Annotated in this window: 17 protein-coding genes; 6 read left to right on the top strand and 11 right to left on the bottom strand. The window is 72.1% G+C overall.

Translation table 11 applies throughout. The annotated features are described in order from the left end of the window. The first annotated feature begins 33 nt into the window (after window positions 1–33). The 4 genes from ddaH (at window position 34) to ACZ53N_RS10805 (ending at window position 5176) form a co-directional block, all read left to right on the top strand. The gene (gene ddaH, locus ACZ53N_RS10820; protein WP_469140570.1) at window positions 34–807 is read left to right on the top strand and encodes a dimethylargininase; all 774 of its coding nucleotides are present in this window, start codon (window positions 34–36) and stop codon (window positions 805–807) included. A gap of 449 nt (window positions 808–1256) precedes the next feature. Further along, window positions 1257–1910 (top strand): DUF4360 domain-containing protein, encoded by a 654-nt coding sequence (locus ACZ53N_RS10815; RefSeq protein WP_469140569.1) that lies wholly within the window; start codon window positions 1257–1259, stop codon window positions 1908–1910. Window positions 1911–2398: 488 nt separating this feature from the next. Continuing rightward, on the top strand, window positions 2399–2845 hold the full coding sequence (locus ACZ53N_RS10810; protein ID WP_469140568.1) for an ATP-binding protein: 447 nt from the start codon (window positions 2399–2401) through the stop codon (window positions 2843–2845). A gap of 192 nt (window positions 2846–3037) precedes the next feature. Beyond that, a complete protein-coding gene (locus ACZ53N_RS10805; protein WP_469140567.1) occupies window positions 3038–5176 on the top strand; it encodes a SpoIIE family protein phosphatase in 2139 nt (712 codons plus the stop codon). On the opposite strand, the gene ACZ53N_RS10800 is transcribed toward ACZ53N_RS10805, so the two are convergent. The 4 genes from ACZ53N_RS10800 to ACZ53N_RS10785 form a co-directional block, all read right to left on the bottom strand. Beyond that, the gene (locus ACZ53N_RS10800) at window positions 5100–6377 is read right to left on the bottom strand and encodes a cytochrome P450 family protein (RefSeq protein ID WP_469140566.1); all 1278 of its coding nucleotides are present in this window, start codon (window positions 6375–6377) and stop codon (window positions 5100–5102) included. The genes ACZ53N_RS10805 and ACZ53N_RS10800 overlap by 77 nt on opposite strands. Then, window positions 6374–7579, bottom strand: a complete 1206-nt coding sequence (locus ACZ53N_RS10795) for an MAB_1171c family putative transporter (protein ID WP_469140565.1) — start codon at window positions 7577–7579, stop codon at window positions 6374–6376. The genes ACZ53N_RS10800 and ACZ53N_RS10795 overlap by 4 nt, the downstream gene beginning before the upstream one ends. Next, complete coding sequence (locus ACZ53N_RS10790; RefSeq protein WP_469140564.1) at window positions 7576–8049, bottom strand: ImmA/IrrE family metallo-endopeptidase; 474 nt, start codon at window positions 8047–8049, stop codon at window positions 7576–7578. The genes ACZ53N_RS10795 and ACZ53N_RS10790 overlap by 4 nt, the downstream gene beginning before the upstream one ends. 104 nt (window positions 8050–8153) lie before the next feature. Further along, the gene (locus tag ACZ53N_RS10785; RefSeq protein ID WP_469140563.1) at window positions 8154–8672 is read right to left on the bottom strand and encodes a helix-turn-helix domain-containing protein; all 519 of its coding nucleotides are present in this window, start codon (window positions 8670–8672) and stop codon (window positions 8154–8156) included. Between the two features lie 397 nt (window positions 8673–9069). Here ACZ53N_RS10785 and panD point away from each other — a divergent pair, with 397 nt between their 5' ends. Then, window positions 9070–9486 (top strand): aspartate 1-decarboxylase, encoded by a 417-nt coding sequence (gene panD, locus ACZ53N_RS10780; protein WP_469140562.1) that lies wholly within the window; start codon window positions 9070–9072, stop codon window positions 9484–9486. Between the two features lie 66 nt (window positions 9487–9552). On the opposite strand, the gene ACZ53N_RS10775 is transcribed toward panD, so the two are convergent. From ACZ53N_RS10775 to ACZ53N_RS10760, 4 genes are all read right to left on the bottom strand, one after another. After that, complete coding sequence (locus ACZ53N_RS10775; protein WP_469140561.1) at window positions 9553–10284, bottom strand: alpha/beta hydrolase; 732 nt, start codon at window positions 10282–10284, stop codon at window positions 9553–9555. A 47-nt stretch (window positions 10285–10331) separates the two neighbouring features. Then, window positions 10332–11582, bottom strand: coding sequence for an MAB_1171c family putative transporter (locus tag ACZ53N_RS10770; protein WP_469140560.1), 1251 nt, complete (start codon window positions 11580–11582; stop codon window positions 10332–10334). Next, a complete protein-coding gene (locus ACZ53N_RS10765) occupies window positions 11579–12109 on the bottom strand; it encodes an ImmA/IrrE family metallo-endopeptidase (RefSeq protein WP_469140559.1) in 531 nt (176 codons plus the stop codon). Before ACZ53N_RS10765 ends, ACZ53N_RS10770 begins: the two co-directional genes overlap by 4 nt. 77 nt (window positions 12110–12186) lie before the next feature. Beyond that, window positions 12187–12630 (bottom strand): helix-turn-helix domain-containing protein, encoded by a 444-nt coding sequence (locus tag ACZ53N_RS10760; RefSeq protein ID WP_356457029.1) that lies wholly within the window; start codon window positions 12628–12630, stop codon window positions 12187–12189. 285 nt (window positions 12631–12915) lie between these two features. Here ACZ53N_RS10760 and ACZ53N_RS10755 point away from each other — a divergent pair, with 285 nt between their 5' ends. Then, on the top strand, window positions 12916–13926 hold the full coding sequence (locus ACZ53N_RS10755; protein WP_469140558.1) for a ParB/RepB/Spo0J family partition protein: 1011 nt from the start codon (window positions 12916–12918) through the stop codon (window positions 13924–13926). Window positions 13927–13971: 45 nt separating this feature from the next. Here the strand turns inward: ACZ53N_RS10755 and ACZ53N_RS10750 are convergent, their stop codons facing one another. The 3 genes from ACZ53N_RS10750 to ACZ53N_RS10740 form a co-directional block, all read right to left on the bottom strand. Next, window positions 13972–14484: a hypothetical protein gene (locus ACZ53N_RS10750; RefSeq protein ID WP_469140557.1), complete on the bottom strand. Its 513-nt coding sequence runs from the start codon at window positions 14482–14484 to the stop codon at window positions 13972–13974. 183 nt (window positions 14485–14667) lie between these two features. Beyond that, window positions 14668–15624, bottom strand: coding sequence for a ribokinase (locus tag ACZ53N_RS10745; protein WP_469140683.1), 957 nt, complete (start codon window positions 15622–15624; stop codon window positions 14668–14670). A gap of 145 nt (window positions 15625–15769) precedes the next feature. Continuing rightward, window positions 15770–18175: a phosphoketolase family protein gene (locus ACZ53N_RS10740; protein WP_469140556.1), complete on the bottom strand. Its 2406-nt coding sequence runs from the start codon at window positions 18173–18175 to the stop codon at window positions 15770–15772. Between the last annotated feature and the right edge of the window lie 6 nt (window positions 18176–18181).

Here is an 18181-nt window from a genome sequence, read left to right as displayed (position 1 = left end):
CCACTGCCCGTCCGTTGACGAGAGGATGACTGTATGTCCGGGAATATCGCCCTGGTCCGCCGCCCGGGCCCCCGCCTCGCCGAGGGTCTCGTGACCCACATCGCGCGCACCCCCGTCGATACCGCGCTCGCCCTGCGCCAGTGGCACGACTATGTGGGAGCGCTGCGCGCGCACGGCTGGCACACCGTCGAGGCCGCCCCCGCCGACGACTGCCCGGACGGGGTCTTCGTCGAGGACACCATGGTGGTTCACCGGAACGTCGCCCTCATCGCCCGTTCCGGTGCGGCCGGCCGCCGGGCCGAGACGCCGGGGGCCGAGGACGCGGTCGCGGCGCTCGGCTGCTTTCTCCATCGGCTCCGTGAGCCCGGCACGCTCGACGGCGGCGACGTCCTCAAGGTCGGTGACACCCTCTACGTAGGCCGGGGCGGACGCACGAACGCGGACGGCGTACGGCAGTTGCGCGAGGTCTTCGGTCCGCTGGGCGCCCGGGTGGTCGCCGTGCCCCTCGCCGGCAAGGTGCTGCACCTGAAGTCCGCGGTGACCGCGCTCCCCGACGGCACGGTCGTCGGCCACCCGTCGCTGGTCGACGACCCGTCCCTCTTCGCGCGCTTCCTGCCGGTGCCCGAGGAGTCGGGCGCGCACGTCGTGCTGCTGGGCGACGACCGGCTGTTGATGGCCGCCAGTGCGCCGAGGACGGCCGCGCTCTACACCGGTCTCGGATATCGGCCGGTAGTGGTGGACATCGGCGAGTTCGAGAAACTCGAGGGCTGCGTGACCTGTCTGTCGGTGCGGTTGCGCGCGTTGTAGGCCGGTTGTGGTGCGGTGCGGAAAACTCCCGGGCGGCACTGCTTGAACCGGGAAGGAAACGCTGGGGAAGCAGCGTTCGGGCCCATTCCTTTTGAGCCAAAGAGCCGAAACGGATCAGCGGCGCGAACTCTAGCCAACGCGCGTGCCGCTCCCTATTATTCGAACGCTCCCAGTCCCACGGACCGCAGGAGGGCAGCACAGCGGCTTGGCATGTGCATGCTCGTACGAACCGTGTGTGCAGGACAATGCCGTGGTCCATGGCTCTTTCGTCGGTCCGGAACCACTGACTCCTGATGCTCCCGCAGCCGAGTCGGCACCCCATCGACCCACCCCTACCGCTCAGGGGAAAGCGTGAATTCACAGCCGTGATTCCCGCGGTGCGGGCACTTCAGGATCCTTTCGTCTTCCCCTCGCGCCGTATGGCGCGAAGACAATCGACAGGAGAACCCATGCCCGGCGGCCTTTTCATCGGCAGCGCGATCGCGGCGTTACTCGCCGCGCCGCTCGCCACGCACAACCCCGCGGCCCTCATCACCCCGCCGCCCGACAAAATCGTGATCGAGGTGGCGACCGTCAACGGGTCGGGATGTCCCGCGGGAACGGCGGCCGTGGCCGTCGCCCCCGACAACACGGCCTTCACCGTCACCTACAGCGACTACCTCGCCCAGGTGGGCGTCGGTTCCAAGCCGACCGACTTCCGCAAGAACTGCCAGCTGAACCTCATCGTGCACGTGCCGCAGGGCTTCACCTACGCGATCGCCAGTGCCGACTACCGCGGCTTCGCGTCCCTGGAGTCCGGGGCCGTCGGCACCCAGAAGGCGTCGTACTACTTCCAGGGGTCGTCCGCGACCACGCCGAGCAGCCACGGCTTCAGAGGCCCGTACAAGGACAACTGGCAGGCGAGCGACCGGGTCCCGGTCGGCGCGCTGGTCTGGGCGCCCTGCGGTGAGAAGCGGAACTTCAACATCAACACCGAACTCCGCGTCGGCGCCGGCAGCTCGGATCCGGCCAGGACGACGAGCTTCATGACGATGGACTCGACGGACGGCGACATCAACACCATTTATCACCTGGCCTGGAAGGAATGCCCGAGGACGGCCTAGCCGCCACGCCCCGCGGACCCGCCGGAGGCACTCCGGCGGGTCCGTCGGCCGTCCCCGGGCGCCGCGCTGTGCGGGCCCTTCGACCTTTGCCCGCCTTTTGCATACCGGGACTTTATGCCCTTGCGAACCGCCCTACCTGCGGCGATAGCGCTCCGCACGCCCATCGTCACCCATAGGGTATAGACCTCTGGCGGAAATCGAGCGAATGTGGGAGATCCCCATGCGAAGACGAGCGGTCCGCCCCCAGCCCGAGGTCCGCCCAAGGCGTCGGAGACGAGTCCTCGTTCAGCGCCCTTCGCGCTAGTCGATTGCCAGAGCCCCCTATGCCTCCCAGTAGCCACATCCTGAGCTCCTCGCATACGGCCCACGCTTTCCCCGGAGCCTTCCCCGCCCTTCCCGGGGGCCCCGGTGCCCCCGACCCCCTCCGTACCCGGGCGGCGCATCCGCAGCGACTCCTCGGCCACTGGGGCCGCGGCATGCCGCTGTGCATGCACAGCCCGCCCTCACGCTGGGCGCCGCACTACCTGCCGCCCGGTCTGCCGTCGCACACCATCTCGCTGCCCCCCTCGACCCGGTCCGTCGCGGCCGCGCGGCGCTTCAGCGAGCGCCTGCTGAGCGAGTGGGGACTCGCCGAGCTCGCGGCGGACACCACGCTCCTGCTCTCCGAGCTCGTCACCAACGCCATCGTGCACGTCCCGATGGCGGCCGGCGACGTCCGCCTCGTCCTCACCCGCTCCCGTGACCATCTGGTCGCCCAGGTCACCGATGCCGGCGGGCTGCTGCCCCGCTGCGGCGAGGCCGGGCCGGACAGCGAGAACGGCCGGGGCATGTGGCTCGTCGAGCAGATCGCCACCCAGTGGGGCCACCACGCGTGCGACGAGGGAAAGACCGTCTGGTTCACGCTGCGCATCCCGGCGGGCACACCCGGGGCCTGACCGGGGTGCGGGCTCCCACGGACCGCGGCCCGACCGCCGCCGGTGGCGTTTCCCCGGCGCCGCGGGCTGCGAGGTGGGCCGGTTCGGAGAGACCATGGAAGTCGCTGCGGCGCACGGGACGAGAAACGAGGGACGGACCAGAAGGCACGAGGCCGCCGCACCACCCCTGAGCGGGCGGAGGGAGGACCTCGCATGGGCAGTGCCGAGATATTCCGGCCCGAGCCCGGCCGGATCCCGGCCGGGCGCACCGCCCGGCACGAGCCGGGCAGCCTGCTGGACGTCCTGAGCGTCGCCGCGGTGGTCCTGGACGAGGACGGCCGCATCGTGCTGTGGAGCCCCCAGGCCGAGGAGCTGTTCGGCTGGACCGCGGCGGAGGCGCTCGGGTCGTTCGCCGCCCGGCTGCTGGTCGCCGAGGAGGACTTCGAGACGGTCCTCGCGGAGTTCGCCCGGGTGGTCCGCGAGGGCGGCGGCTGGGCCGGTGTCTTCCCCGCCCGGCACAAGAGCGGCGGCTCCCGGTGGATCGAGCTGCGCACCATGCGGCTGGAGGACGAGGACGGCAGGCTGTACGGCCTCGGCATGGCCACCGACCAGGCGGTCCTGCGGGACGTCGAACGGGACCTGGCACTGTCGCTCCGGCTGGTGGCCCAGTCCCCGATCGGGCTCGCCGTACTGGACACCGAGCTGCGGTACGTGCTCGTCAACCCCGCACTGGAGCGCATCAACGACCTGCCCGCCGAGCGGCACGTCGGCCGGCACATCCGGGAGGCGCTGCCGTACGCGGACACCGAGCAGATCGAGTCCGCGATGCGCCGGGTCATGGAGACCGGCATCCCACTGCTGGACGAGTTCTCGGTCGGCCGCCCCGTGGGCAGCGGCGTCGGCCCCGACCGGGCGCTGCTGGTTTCCTACTACCGGCTGGAGGACCCCGGCGGCCGCCCGCTCGGCCTCGCCACCTCTGTCGTGGACGTCACCGACCGGCACCGCGCGGCCGCCGAGGCCCGTCGCAGGCTGTCCCTCGTCGCCGACGCCTCCGTACTGATCGGTACCACCCTCGACCTCGACCAGACCGCCCGGGAGCTCGCCGAGGTCGTCGTGCCCGATCTCGCGGACGTGGCCGCCGTCGACGTCCTCGACACCGTCCTGGGCGGCACCCGCTCCGGTTCCGTACCGGACGGACAGGCGGCCGTCTTCCGCGCGCTGGCCGTGGCGGCGGGTGACACGGCCGCGGCCGCCGAGGCCGTCCGCGCGGCCGACCCCCCGGGGCAGATCGCGAAGTACGACGCCGACCGGCTGGTCACCCAGTGCGTCAGCACCGGCCGCCCCGTCCACATCGCCCATGTCACCGCCGCCGACCTGCCGCGCATCGCCCGCGACGAGGACGCCGTCCGCCTGCTGGCCGACGCCGGGCTGCACTCGTACATGGCGGTGCCGCTGATCGCCCGCGGCGAGGTGCTCGGCGCCCTGGACCTCAAACGCATCGGCAACCCGGCGCCCTTCGGCGAGGACGACGTCGTCCTCGCCGGTGAACTGGCCGCCCGCGCCGCGGTCTGCATCGACAACGCCCGCTGGTACCAGCGCGAACGCGCCACCGCCCTCACCCTCCAGCGCGACCTGTTGCCGCACCGGCCCCCGCGGCTGACGGGCCTGGACATCGCCTACCGCTACCAGCCCGCCGGGCTCGCCACCAATGTCGGCGGCGACTGGTTCGACGCCATCCCGCAATCCGACGGCAAGAGCGCCCTCGTCGTCGGAGACGTGATGGGCAGCGGCATCAACGCCGCCGCGGCGATGGGACAGCTGCGCACCGCCGCCCGTACCCTCACCGGCCTCGGTCTTGACCCGGCACAGGTGCTGCGCCACCTCGACGACACCGCCTCCGGGCTCGACCAGATGATCGCCACCTGCGTCTACGCGGTCTACGACCCCGAGCAGGGGCGGGCCCACGTGGCCAACGCCGGGCATCTGCCGCCCGTCGTCCTCCGCCCCGGCCACCGCCCCGAACTGGTCGAACTCCCCACCGGGGCCCCGCTCGGCGTCGGCGGGATCCCCTTCGAGAGCGTCGCCGTGGAGCTGGCCCCCGGCGACCAGCTGATCCTCTACACCGACGGCCTGGTGGAGACCCGCGACGAGGCCATCGACTCCCGCCTGGAGGCCCTGCTGGCCCTGCTCGACGGCCCGCCCCGGGAGCCGGAGGCCACCTGCGACCTGCTGCTGAGGGACCTGCCCGAGGGCAACGACGACGACGTCGCCCTGCTCATCGCGCGGGTCCGCCCCGAGCGGGCTCCGGCCGGTGAGCCGACTGCCCCTTCTCCGGAGTCGCCCGCACCGTGACGGGCAGCTCCCTGAGGGCGTGCGAGCGGAACGAGGTGCGCCAGCGCAGCCGGTCCGCGGGGACGGCGAGCTCCAGGCGGGGGAAACGGCGCAGCAGCGTCCCCAGGGCGATCTGGATCTCCATCCGGGCCAGCGGCGCCCCGAGACAGTAGTGGATGCCCTGGCCGAGCGCGAGGTGCGCCTTGTCCGCCCGGTGGATGTCGAAGCGGTCCGGGTCCGGGTAGCGGGCGGGGTCGCGGTGGGCGGAGGCCAGGCAGAGCAGCACCGTGTCGCCGACCGGGATCCGGACCCCGCCGAACTCGACGGGCTCGGTGGGGAAGCGGCGGATGGCCATCTGGTTGGGGTGCGCGTAGCGCAGCAGCTCCTCGACGGCCTCGGGCAGCAGCGCCGGATCGGCCCGGACCTCGGCGAGCTGGTCGGGGTGGTTCAGCAGGGTCAGCAGACCGCCGCTGATCAGGTGCTGGGCGTTCTCGCTGCCGGCCATGAGGATCAGGAAGGCGAGGGAGACCAGCTCGTCCTCACTGAGCCGGTCGCCGTCGTCGCGGGCGGCGATGAGCGCCGAGAGGAGGTCGTCGCCGGGCGCCGCCCGGCGGGCCGCGACGAGGTCCACGAGGAAGCGGTGGATGTGGTTTACGGCCTCCACGATCTGCCCCGGGTGTTCGGGGGCGAGCATGGTCGCGACCCGCTCCGAGAAGGGCCGGCGGTCCGCCTCCGGTACCCCGAGCAGATCCCCGATGACGACCAGCGGCAGTGGATTGGCGAACACGGCGACGATGTCGACGGGATCCTCACCGGCGGCGAGCCTGGCGGCGAGGTCGTCGGCGAGCCGGTCCGCCGCGGCCTGTACGCGCCCCCGCAGGTCCTCGACGCGCCGCGGGGTGAAGCCCTTCGAGACCAGGCGGCGCAGCCGCAAGTGGTCCTCGGGGTCGATGTTGAGGAGATTGGCGTCCAGCGCCGGGGGCAGGGAGAAGCCCTTGTAGCCCACACCGGAGCGGTCCTTGTTGACCGACAGGCGGTGATCGGTGATGCCGGCGCGCACATCGGCCTCCCGGGTCACGAGCCAGACCGGCGAGCCGTCCGGCAGCGCGACGCGGTGCACGGGCGCGGCCTCGCGCAGCCGCGCGTAGGCGGGGTAGCGGTCGGCGAAGAAGGACTCCGTGAAGGGCTGGGGGAGAGCGGGGGTCTCGGTCCGGTCTGTCATGCGGTCTGCTCCGACGAGGCGTGGCTGAGCGGGGTACGGGCAAGGGTGTCCGCCACGACCGGGGACGTGGCGAAGGCGCGGGCCAGCGTGCGCTGGAAGGACAGTTCGGCGGCCAGGTCCTGGGGTTCGGCGGCGAGCGGGGTGCTCGCGTGCTCGGCGGGCCGCGAGGCCTGCTCCTTCGCCCGCAGGGCGGCGGCGAGCAGCGCGGCCTCGACGGTCGCGGCGAGGTCGTCGCCGGTCAACCCGGCGTCCGCGGCCCGGGACCTCGCGGTCTCGGCGACGGCGGGGTCCATCCAGGTCCGCAGGGCCCACTGGGCGTCCCGGATCTCGATCACCGTGCGGTACACCCGGGTGCGGCGGTCCGCGTCCGGCTCCAGTTCGAGCACCGGCTCGGGCACCTGGGCGGTCAGGACCCGGTGCAGGGGCCGCAGTTCGGCGTGAGCCCGGCGCAGGTCGATCCGCGCCCACAGGGCGCTGAGGGAGCGCCCCCAGTCGGGCATCGTCCAGCCCGCCGTCTTCCCGATCGTGTTGACCGTGACGGCGAACGGCACGATCGGCTCCCAGGCGTGGCCCGTCGTGCCGAACTGCCCGGCGACGATGTCGGCGGCCCGGCAGCCCGCGTAGAGCAGGCCGGCGGGCAGCGTGAGGGCCACGAGCCGCAGACCGCGACGCAGCCACGGGGTGGGTGCGATGTTGGCGTAGCGCCAGCACAGGATGCACACGTCGATCTGATTCCAGGCGTAGGCGATCAGATAGACGGTGAGATACGCGGGGTAGAACTGCGCCCTGCTCAGCGCGAAGTCGGTGGGGCGCTCGTGGAGCTCGGTGGCCACGGAGAACAGCGTCACCATGACGAGGACGGTGGTGCCGATGCCGATGAGGCGCGGCGTCGCCTTGCGCCAGGCGACCTTCCGCTCGTAGGTGAGGTGCAGCAGGACCAACTGCTGGCAGGCGGTCAGGAGCATGACACAGCTCTGGGTGAACAGGCCCGAGAAGTTACGGATGCCCACCGCCTCGCTGGTCGCCACCCAGACCGCAGGGGTCGACACGGTGAAGATCAGGAAGGGTATGAAGAAGTTGCCGGCCAGGGCCCATTGCGCGGGGGACCGGTCGACGCGCAGGACTCTGGCCTTGTAGAGGAATGCCAGGAGGTTCACCGCGGCGCACGTCGGATACATGACGCTGTTCAGGGTGTTGTTCATTCGTTCCGTTCGTCTCGCTCACGGGCCGGGCGCTCCAGCGCGGACAGCCGGGCCGCGAGTTCCGCGGCCTCCGGTGGCACCTCCCACACGCGTCGCGTGGTCCAGGTACCGATCCGCCGGCCGAGGAGGGAGCCGATGAACTCGGCCTCGCGCTCGGCCGGCGAGTGCGCGTGCTCCCGGCCCAGGACCCGCTGCACCAGCTCCGGGTCGAGGGAGGGCAGCAGCAACCGGGTCGCCTCGGGAGTCATCACCGGGGCCGCCTCGTGGTCGCAGACGAAATGCCCGATCTCATGGAGAATGACCTGGCGTTGGTGAATGGGTGCGAGCCGCGCCTCGAACGCGATGAAGTCCCGCTCCTCCGCCGACACCCACATCCCGTCGGGACTGCCGGGCGGAAGCGCGAGCGGCACCAGATGAATGGGTCGGCCGAACCGCTCGCCGAGATGGTCGCAGAGCGACTGAATGCTCAACTCGCCGGGGGGAAGCCGGAGCGCGCGCACGCGATCCTCACACTCGAGCCGGAACGAGGTGAATTCATGGTCCGGCTCTTTCCGGCGCCAGCGCATCACCATCATCAACGGTCGTCGTTCAGTACCGGCGGCCCGGGCGGCGCCGGAAGGTCCCGTAACTCGTTCTGCGCCTTTGCCGCGGAGGCGAGGATCTCCTCGAGCAGCCCCGACAGCCGGTCCACCGGCGGCGCGTGGCCGACCCCGGGTGAGCCATGGGAGACGGTGCGCAGGGCCACGCCCTCCACGCGCCGGGTCCGCAGCACGCGCAGGGTCTCCAGCTCCTCGTTCACCTGATGGAAGACCTGCTCGTCCAGGAAGTACGCGTCGCGGGAAATGCCCAGGCTGTAGGAGACCTTGAGGAGGGTCTCCAGGGTGAGGTTCGAACCGTCCGCGGATTCCGCGTGGGACAGCGTGCGCTTGGAGACGCCCGCGCGCTCGGCCAAACCGGCCAGGGTGAAGGGGCCTTCGGGGTGGTGTCGGCGCACGTACCGCAGCCGACGGGCGATTTCGGCCTTCGCCGCCTGGATCCGCTGCTCCAGGGAGGGCCGTGCCGACGCCTCCGGAGCCCCTCCCCCCTGATTCATCCTTCAACCTCTCGGATGTCGACGCGTGGCACCGTGGGCGCCGCGGCGCGGCGGTGTGCCAACCGGAGGACTCTAACTTCCTGGTGAAGCCCCTAGCCAGTCACCGGCCGGCCGTTCCGCCGCCGAGGACGGGCCGCTCGGACGGTGTCGGCACCGGCGTGAGGATCGAATGCCCGGCTTACTGGCGGTGCATACACATTCGAGGTCGAGCGCGAGTGCAATATGTTGCAACTTCGATGCAGCAAGTTGCGATGACCGGATCCGGATGACTAACGTCCCCGGTGTTGCGTGCGGCGGTCACTCAGAGCCACGGGGGTGCATTGAGTGACGCCGCCGTTCCTTTTTCTCGCGGAGCTCGAAACTTTGTGCGCGTAAAAGCGCGTAAAATACGGACACCATGTACCGCACCATGATGAAGTCCAAGATCCATCGCGCCACCGTGACCCAGGCGGACCTGCACTATGTGGGTTCCCTGACGATCGACGCCGATCTGATGGAAGCCGCCGACCTGCTGCCCGGCGAGAAGGTCGACATCGTCGACATCGACAACGGCGCCCGGCTGTCGACCTATGTCATCGAGGGGCCCCGCGGCTCCGGAGTGATCGGTATCAACGGTGCCGCCGCGCGTCTGATCAGCCCCGGTGACCTGGTCATCATCATCGCCTACGGCTCGATGGACATGGCGGAGGCCGCCGCCTTCGAGCCCCGGGTCGTCTTCGTCGACGAGCGCAACGCCGTCGTCGACCTGGGCAGCGACCCGGCCGCCGTCCCGGACGGGTCCGGCCTGCGCCGGGGCGACCTCGTGGAGAGCTGATAGCTGATCCGAGCCGGGTACGCCCTGCGGGCGCGTCCTCGATCGCCGCGCAGCGGAGGCGCAGGCCTACGCACGCGCCGCCTCCGCCACGGCGCGAGCCGTCAGCTGCCCGGCCCGGCGGACGCGCTCGTCCTCGCTCGGCCGGCAGCGGCCCAGCTCCGGGTCGTACGTCGCCATGATGGCGCCCGCGTGGTCGGCCCCCACCTCGTCGAGGCGGGCCGCCCAGCCGTGCGTCTCCAGGGCCGCCACCAGGTCGCGGGAGTACGCGACGTCGATCTGTTCGTCCGCCGTGCCGTGCACCAGACGGACCGGTACCGGCGACGCGGCGGGGCCGGCGGCCAGATCGACCAGGGGGGCGTGCCCCGTCGTCCGCGCCGGACGGTCGTACCGCGAGGCGATGCCCACGACCGCCCGGGGGCGCCAGCCGTCGGCCACCTCCGGGTGCAGTGCGACCCCCAGCGCGGCGGGAGCCCCCGCCGACCAGCCGGCCAGCACGATCCGGTCCGTGTCCCCGCCGTGCTCGGCGGCCCGCGCGCGGACGAACTCCAGCGAGCCGAGCAGATCCGCGCGCCCGCCGTCGGCCGCGTCGGAGCGCCAGTCCGGCGCGAAGACGAGCACCCCGAGGGCGGCGACCTCCCGTGCGAGCGGGCTGAGGATGTCCCGCTCGTCGGGGCCTATCCCGTGCCATAGCAACACCGTCGGCAACGGCGCCGGGGCGCTCTCCGGCCGGTAGATGTCGATGGACTTGCCGTTGGGTGTCAGGGCGAGCCGCTGCTCGACACCACTGCGTACGGTCATGCCGGACCTTCCGATCGGGGACGGAAACCTCACAAGTCGTCACGCTATCAACCGACTTCCGGCGCGCCGCCGTCCCCCGGGGCGGCCGCACGGGCCGCGGCCTCGGCCCGGTCGGCGGCCTCGGCCGGCAGGGCCGCGAAGACGACCGCCACCCGCACCAGCCAGGCGGTCTCCGCGCCGAGGTCGGTGAACGCCGGCCCCTCGGCCCCGACCCGGGCGCGGTCGGCGTCGGCCACCGTCCGGCCCCGCGCCCGCGCCCGCAGGGCCGAGGCGATCCGCAGGGCCTCGACCCTCGCCCGCAACTCGTCCCCCGACAGCCCCGCCTCCCGGCACGCGCGGGTCACCTCCGCCATGGTCTCGGGGTCGGCGTGGGCCCGCAGGGCGAGCTGCCCGTCCCTGATCTCGATGACCCGGCGGTAGAGCCGGAACTCCAGCTGCCGTACCGCCAGCCGGTCGGCCAGTTCGCTGCGCGCCGGGGCGAGCGCGATGGTGGGGACGGCCTCGTGGAGCGCCGCCCACAGTGGATAGAGCCGGCGGTGCCGCCGGTACGCAGTCACCCACCGGCCCGCCGCGGCCACCCGTGGACCCCACCCCGGCAGCGTCCAGCCCACCAGGGTGAGCGCGGAGCCGAAATCCCCGCACAGCCAGGCGACGGTCTCCAGGTGGCGCAGATCGAAGCCGAAGGCGATGCCGAGGATGTTGCCGGCCCGGATGGCGCCGTAGCCGAGGGTGATGAACGCCCCGACGGCCGTTACCCGCAGGCCCCGCCGCAGCCAGGTCCGCCCCGCCACCGCGGAGTAGCCCCAGCAGACACGGACGACGATGATCTCGCCGATCAGATACGTACCGATGTAGAGGGACAAATAGGCGATGTAGTACGGGTCGTGCACGTAGTAGAGGGTGAAGTCCCTCGGCCGCTGCGCGGTCGGGGTGAGCAGCCAGAAGAGGGTGACCAGCGAGGCGACGGCCGCGACCCCGAAGGACAGTTGCAGGCGGACCAGCACGCGGGCCCGCTCGGGCGGGCGCGCCCAGTACGTCAGCACGATCTGCTGGCCCACGAGGAGCGCCATCACACAGCTCTGGGCGAGCAGTGCCGCGATGTTCGGCACCCCCAGGAGACCGTCGACGCGGACCCACACCACGGGCAGCGAGATGAAGAAGCTCAGGCCCGACAGGGCGAAGACGGCACACAGGGCGAGCAGGGCGGGGTCGGCCGGATTCTGCCGCAGGGAACGGCATTTGTAGAACATGCCGGCCCAGGCGGCGAAGGCGCCGAACGCGTGGAGGGAGGTGATCACGTCTCGTCCAGGGTGGAGCTGCGCAGCGACCGGTCCAGCCGCTCGACGCTTTCGGCTGCCTCGGAGGGCACGGTCCAGTTGCGCTCCAGGGGGCGCCGGTTGGCCACCTGGAGGATCAGGGAGGCGATCATCTCGGCTTCCTGTTCCTCGGCCGAGGTGTAGTACGTGCGCTGCAGCACGCTCTGAATCATCCGCGGGTCGAGCGTCGGCAGCACCAGGCGCGAGGTCTCCTCGCCGAGCACCGCGTTCTCCTTGTGACCGCAGATCACATGGCCCAGCTCGTGGGCGATGATGTGCTCCTGATGGAGCGGGCTGGTGTCGGATTCGTAGAAGATGTAGTCGACTTCGGGCCCGGAGATCCACAGCCCGCAGGGCCCGTCCACGGGCAGGTGGATGGGCTCCAGCCGAATCGGCCGGCCGTGGCGCCGGGCGACCCTGTCGCACAGCTCCCAGACGTCGAACGGTGTGGGTATGTCCAGGCTGCGAACCCGTTCCAGGCTTCGCCGGTGCAGCCTCTTGAAGTTCACTGCGCAATTCCCCCCGTGGCGTTGTCGCGCCGTGCTCCGGGCGCTGCGCGGGCAGGGCGAGATCTGAGAGACAGGCCCTAGGGGTGGTGCTTCTCGGGCCGGTTGGCCGGAAGGCCCTCCAGCTCGCGGACGCGCTCGATCACTTCATTGATCGAATGCAGACTCTTGGGGGACAGCCCGGCCGCCCGCAGTGCGACCCGCTGCACCTGGGTGTCACGGAAGGCGACGAGCAGCCGCAGGTCGGCGTTGACGGCCTCGGTCACCCGGTCGTCGAAGAAGTAGGCCGGCGGCACGCCGAAGAACTTCGCCAGTGCCTCCAGGTGCCGCAGCGTCGGATTGTCGCGCTGCCCCTTGCGCAGCAGCCAGATGTAGCTCCCGGAGATCGACACACCCCCGGCGGTGATCGAGCGCGCCACTTCCTCGGTGCTGTACGGCTCACGGCCGGCCGGCACCACCGTGTCGAACAAGTGGTTGAGCTTGTCGGCGAGCGTGTGCTCGGCAGGGGCGTCGGGCTCGTTCATGATCACACCTCCCTCCAGCGGGTCAATCTAGCTTAGAGGTCACCAGCAACCCCATGAGGCGCACCTGGCAATGCGGTTGACAGCTGTACCGGTCGCTGCTTAGCGTCCCTGCTGTCGGTGGGATCAACTGGTGTTGGATCGCCCGCTCCGGCGGTCGACTGCCAGTTGGCGAGGCGGGGGCCCCGGAAAACTGTCTTCGTCGCGTGCGTGATCTCCACCGCGGTCCGTCGGAGGAGTTCCTGGAAGGGTGTCGTGACGACTTCGGAATGTGCTCGATCGGGAGAGTTGGCAACGGACGCCCGGGCCGCGGAGTTCGCGGAGCGCGAGGCGGGTGGGCACAGTGAGAGCGGAGCGGACCGCTGTCTGACGGCAGTGGTCCCGCTCGACGCGTTATTGCCCGCCGACTCCCCCCGTGTGGCCGGCGAGGACCCTCGCCATGTCCACGCGCTCGCCCAACTCGACGCCCGACTTCCGCCGATCATCGTGCACCGCTCGACGATGCGCGTCGTCGACGGCATGCACCGGCTGCGGGCCGCGCGGCTGCGCGGCGAGGACCGCATCACGGTCCGCTTCTTCGAGGGCAGCGAGGCGGACGCCTTCGTCTACGGCGTCCGGCTCAACACCCTCCAGGGGCTGCCGCTCAGCCCGGCCGACCGCACCGCCGCCGCCGAGCGCATCATCGGCACCCACCCGCAGTGGTCGGACCGGCTGATCGCCTCGGCGACCGGTCTCGCCGCGAGCACGGTCGCCTCGCTGCGCAGACGATGTGCGGGCAGCGTGCAGGTGAACGCCAGGACCGGCCGCGACGGGCGGGTCCGCCCGCTCAACGCGGCGGAGGGGCGCCGGCGGGCGGTCGCGCTGATCGCCGCCAAGCCGCACGCCAGTCTGCGGGAGATCGCCGATGTCGCCGGGATAGCCGTCGGCACCGCGCGGGACGTGCGGCAGCGGCTGCGCCTGGGCGAGGACCCGGTGCCGAAGAAGCTGCGGGAGGCGGAGAGCCGCACCGCCGCGGACGGCTCCATGGCGCTGCGCACCACCCCCGTGGCCCCCCCGCCGGCGAGCACGGGCGAGGAGCAGCCGCTGCCCAATCTGCGCCGGGACCCCTCCCTCCGCTTCACCGAGGGCGGCCGGGCGCTGCTCCAACTGCTCAGTGCCCACGCCATGGGCGGCGAGCGCTGGCAGCGGCTCGTCGAGAGCGTGCCCGCGCACCGCACCGCGATGGTGGCCCAGGCCGCCCGTAACTGTGCGGAGGCGTGGCAGCGCTTCGCCCTGGAGCTGGAGCGCAGGGGCGCCTGAGCCCCGCCGCGCCCGAGGGCGGCGGCAGACGGGAGATGACGGGGGTCAGTCCCGCAGCCGGATGCGGAAGGAACCCTGCTTGTCGGTCTGGGTGAGCGAGGCCTCGCCCCGCGCCTTGGCGTACGCGCCGGTACCGCCGGTCACGGCGGCGGTACCGGTGTGCGGGCCGCGGCCGAAGCGGTCGGTCATGGACGTCAGCACCAGCGTGCCGTTCTCGGTGCGCAGCACCCGCTGGCACTGCGTGACCACGCCTTCGTACCGGGCGAGGACCACGTCGCAGCGGTCGCTCCCGTCGCCCACCCGGCGACCGGCCCGCTCCTTGCCGTCCCTGCCGGTCTCGGTGGTGTGCACGTCGAAGTAACTCACCCAGTGGTCCCCGGCCTTGGGGTACTCGGTCCGGGTGTCGGACTTCTCCACGGTGGTCAGCCGCAGCTCGGTGTCCTCCTGGGCGGCGGAGGCGGTGTGCGGGGACGTCAGGCCGAAGGCCACGGCACCGAGGGCCGCCGCGGCGGCGACGGCGGCGGCAGCGACGGTACGGCGGGGACGGTCACGGAACATCGGTTCCTCCAGATCGGGTCGGGGGCGGTCCGCCGGACCACCGGGCTCCCCCCACCCGCCTCGTCCGACGCCGCGTTCACCTCGATTCCCGACCGTATCGTCCGGTCGGCGCCGCCGACAGGACATCACCCGCCAGAGAAAGACGTTCGTCCGGTGGGACGACAACAGCCGATATCCCGTTCGCTATGCGGACAATCCCGGCGCCGTCGGCAGCTCCGCGAGGGTCGGATACGACGGCTGCGCACCGGCCTTGGTGACGGACGCGGCACCGACCCGCACCGCGAACCGCGCGGCCGCGGCCAGCGGGGTGCCGGCCGCGAGCCGCACCGCCAGGGCCCCGGTGAACGCGTCCCCCGCGCCCGTGGTGTCCACGGGCTCGACCGCGGCCCCCGGCACCGTCACCGGCTCCACGTCCGCGTGGTCCAGGGCGAGCGCGCCGTCGCCGCCCAGAGTGACCACGACCGACCGGGCGCCGTGGTCCCGCAGGGCGCGGGCCCACTCGGCGGGGGTGCCGTCCGCGATCCCGGACAGCTGCCGGGCCTCGTGCTCGTTGACCACCAACGGGTCGGCCGTGGCCAGGAGTTCGGGGTCCAGCCGGTCCGGCGTGGGGGAGGGGTTGAGCACCACCCGGGTGCCGGTCTCCCGCGCGACGGCGGCGGCCGCCCGGACGGTCGCGGGCGGGATCTCCAGCTGGAGCGAGAGAACCGCCGACGCCGCGACCGTCTCCCGGGCCGAGGTGACGTCCTCCGGCGTGAGACGGTCGTTGGCGCCGGGGGAGACCACGATGGAGTTGTCCCCGTCCGGGCCCACCACGATCAGCGCGGTACCCGTCCGCGCGCCCGCCTCGACCAGCACGTGCCGCACCTCGGTGCTGGCCTCCCGCTGGGCGGCCAGCAGCAGTTCGCCGTAGGCATCGTCACCGACCCTCGCCAGCAACGCCGTCCGGGCGCCGAGCCGGGCCGCCGCCGCGGCCTGATTGGCCCCCTTGCCGCCCGCCGACTCGACCAGATCCGTGCCGTGCACGGTCTCGCCCGCCCCCGGCCGCCGGTCCACCCGGACCGTCAGGTCCGCGTTGGCCGAACCGATCACCAGCACGTCGTACGTCCGCGTGCCGCCGGACTCCGTAGCGCTCACCGACATCCTCCTGCCGTCCTTGTTGTCGCACACCGTCTCCTCCATGGTCTCCCGCGGGCGCGACGACCACGGCGGGCCCGCGCCTGCGGGGCGTCCCGGCCCCGGTGCCGGATCCGACCATCAGCCCCGTCGAGCCGCGCGGGGACCGGCCTCAGCGGGACCAGGACCAGTCGGTGACCTCCGGCAGGTCCACCCCGTGTTCGCGGATCCAGGCGTGGTGGCGGGTGCGGACGTCGGCCATGGTCTGCCGGACGGACGCCGCGCGGACGCCCAGACCGGGGGCCCGGTCGATGACGTCCATGACGAGGCGGTAGCGGTCGAGGTCGTTGCGCACGAGCATGTCGAAGGGCGTGGTCGTCGCGCCCCTCTCCTTGTAGCCGCGCACGTGCAGATGGGCGTGGCCGGTGCGGCGGTAGGTGAGGCGGTGGATCAGCCACGGGTAGCCGTGGTACGCGAAGATGACCGGTTTGTCGGGGGTGAACAGCGCGTCGTACTCCGCGTCGGTCATGCCGTGCGGGTGCTCCTCGTGCGGCAGCAGCCGGGTCATGTCGACGACGTTGACGACGCGTACGGTCAGCTCGGGCAGATGGCGGCGGATCAGGTCGGCGGCGGCCAGTGTCTCCTGCGTGGGGACGTCGCCCGCGCACCCGAGCACGACGTCCGGTTCCCGCTCGCCGGTCTCCGTGCCCGCCCAGTCCCACACCCCGGCACCCCGCGCGCAGTGCGCGCGGGCCTCCTCCATGCCGAGCCAGTCGAAGCAGGGCTGCTTGCCCGCGACGATGACGTTGACGTAGTCGCGGCTGCGCAGGGCGTGATCGGCCACGGACAGCAGGGTGTTGGCGTCCGGCGGCAGATACACCCGCACGACCTCGGGGGACTTGTTGAGGACGTGGTCGACGAAGCCGGGGTCCTGGTGGGAGAAGCCGTTGTGGTCCTGCCGCCAGACGTGCGAGGTGAGCAGGTAGTTCAGGGAGGCCACCGGGCGGCGCCAGGGCAGCGCGCGGGAGGTCCGCAGCCACTTGATGTGCTGGTTGACCATGGAGTCGACGATGTGGACGAACGCCTCGTAGCACGAGAACACCCCGTGCCGGCCCGTCAGCAGATACCCCTCCAGCCAGCCCTGGCAGAGGTGCTCGGAGAGCACCTCCATCACCCGTCCGTCATGGGCCAGGTGCTCGTCGGTGTCGAGGGTGAGGGCCTGCCACGCCTTGCCGGTGGCGGAGTAGAGCGCCTCCAGCCGGTTGGAGTCGGTCTCGTCCGGCCCGACCACCCGGAAGTTCCGGCTCCCGGCGGTGTCGGCCATGATCTGGGCGAGGAACCGGCCGAGGACGCGGGTGGGTTCGTGGAGCGCCGAGCCGGGCTTGTCGACGGGGACGGCGAAGTGCTCCAGCGGCGGCATCGGCAGGGACCGCAGCAACAGGCCGCCGTTGGCGTGCGGATTGGCCCCCAGCCGGCGGTCGCCCTCCGGCACCCAGGCCAGCACCTCCGGGCGGGGCCCGCCGTGCTCGTCGAAGAGTTCCTCCGGCCGGTACGAGCGCAGCCAGTCCTCGAGTTGGCGCAGGTGCTCGGGGTTGTCGCGGACCCCGGAGAGGGGGACCTGGTGGGAGCGCCAGGTGCCCTCTACGGGCAGGCCGTCGACCTCGGCCGGTCCGGTCCAGCCCTTGGGGGTGCGCAGCACGATCATCGGCCAGTGCGGCCGGTCGGTGACGCCCTCCTCGCGGGCGACGCGCTGGGCGGTGGCGATGTGGTCCAGCGCCCGGTCCATGGCGTGCGCCATCGCCCGGTGCACCTGCCCCGGGTCGTCGCCGGTCACGTAGAGGGGCTCGTGGCCGTAGCCGCGCAGCAGCCTGTCCAGCTCCTCGTCGGGGAGCCGGGCCAGGAGGGTGGGATTGGCGATCTTGTAGCCGTTGAGGTGCAGGATCGGCAGGACCGCCCCGTCGTGGACGGGGTCGAGGAACTTGTTCGCGTGCCAGGACGTGGCGAGCGGCCCGGTCTCGGCCTCGCCGTCGCCGACGACGCAGGCGACCAGCAGGCCGGGGTTGTCCAGGGCGGCGCCGTAGGCGTGGGCGAGGGAGTAGCCCAGCTCGCCGCCCTCGTGGATCGAACCGGGCGTCTCCGGGGCCACATGGCTGGGGACCCCGCCGGGGAAGGAGAACTGCCGGAAGAGCTGCTCCATGCCCGCCGCGTCCCGGCTCACGTCCGGGTAGACCTCGCGGTAGCTGCCCTCCAGCCAGGAGTTGGCGAGCACGGCGGGCCCACCGTGCCCCGGGCCCCAGACACACATCGCGTCGAGGCCCCGTGCCTTGATGACACGGTTGAGGTGGGTGTGCACGAGATTGAGGCCCGGTGAGGTCCCCCAGTGCCCCAGCAGCCTGGGCTTGATGTGCTCCGGCTCCAGCGGTACCGCCAGCAGAGGGTTGCTCAGCAGATAGATCTGGCCGACCGACAGGTAGTTGGCCGCCCGCCAGTGGGCGTCCAGGGCCGCGACGTCGCGGTCGGTGAGGTCGTGGCCACCCGGCTCGGGGGAGTGGGCGAAGGGCTGGGGGTGCGGGGCCACGGGGGT

The sequence above is a fragment of the Streptomyces sp. NPDC033229 genome, from assembly GCF_055576875.1.
Note: the sequence above shows the minus strand (reverse complement) of the source record. Positions and strands in the feature narration are given on the sequence as shown.

Bases quoted from the DNA above. Each gene is read 5' to 3' on its own strand.
- ddaH (WP_469140570.1), top strand. From the start codon at position 34: ATGTCCGGGAATATCGCCCTGGTCCGCCGCCCGGGCCCCCGCCTCGCC.
- ACZ53N_RS10815 (WP_469140569.1), top strand. From the start codon at position 1,257: ATGCCCGGCGGCCTTTTCATCGGCAGCGCGATCGCGGCGTTACTCGCC.
- ACZ53N_RS10810 (WP_469140568.1), top strand. From the start codon at position 2,399: ATGCACAGCCCGCCCTCACGCTGGGCGCCGCACTACCTGCCGCCCGGT.
- ACZ53N_RS10805 (WP_469140567.1), top strand. From the start codon at position 3,038: ATGGGCAGTGCCGAGATATTCCGGCCCGAGCCCGGCCGGATCCCGGCC.
- ACZ53N_RS10800 (WP_469140566.1), bottom strand. From the start codon at position 6,377: ATGACAGACCGGACCGAGACCCCCGCTCTCCCCCAGCCCTTCACGGAG.
- ACZ53N_RS10795 (WP_469140565.1), bottom strand. From the start codon at position 7,579: ATGAACAACACCCTGAACAGCGTCATGTATCCGACGTGCGCCGCGGTG.
- ACZ53N_RS10785 (WP_469140563.1), bottom strand. From the start codon at position 8,672: ATGAATCAGGGGGGAGGGGCTCCGGAGGCGTCGGCACGGCCCTCCCTG.
- panD (WP_469140562.1), top strand. From the start codon at position 9,070: ATGTACCGCACCATGATGAAGTCCAAGATCCATCGCGCCACCGTGACC.
- ACZ53N_RS10775 (WP_469140561.1), bottom strand. From the start codon at position 10,284: ATGACCGTACGCAGTGGTGTCGAGCAGCGGCTCGCCCTGACACCCAAC.
- ACZ53N_RS10760 (WP_356457029.1), bottom strand. From the start codon at position 12,630: ATGAACGAGCCCGACGCCCCTGCCGAGCACACGCTCGCCGACAAGCTC.
- ACZ53N_RS10750 (WP_469140557.1), bottom strand. From the start codon at position 14,484: ATGTTCCGTGACCGTCCCCGCCGTACCGTCGCTGCCGCCGCCGTCGCC.
- ACZ53N_RS10745 (WP_469140683.1), bottom strand. From the start codon at position 15,624: ATGTCGGTGAGCGCTACGGAGTCCGGCGGCACGCGGACGTACGACGTG.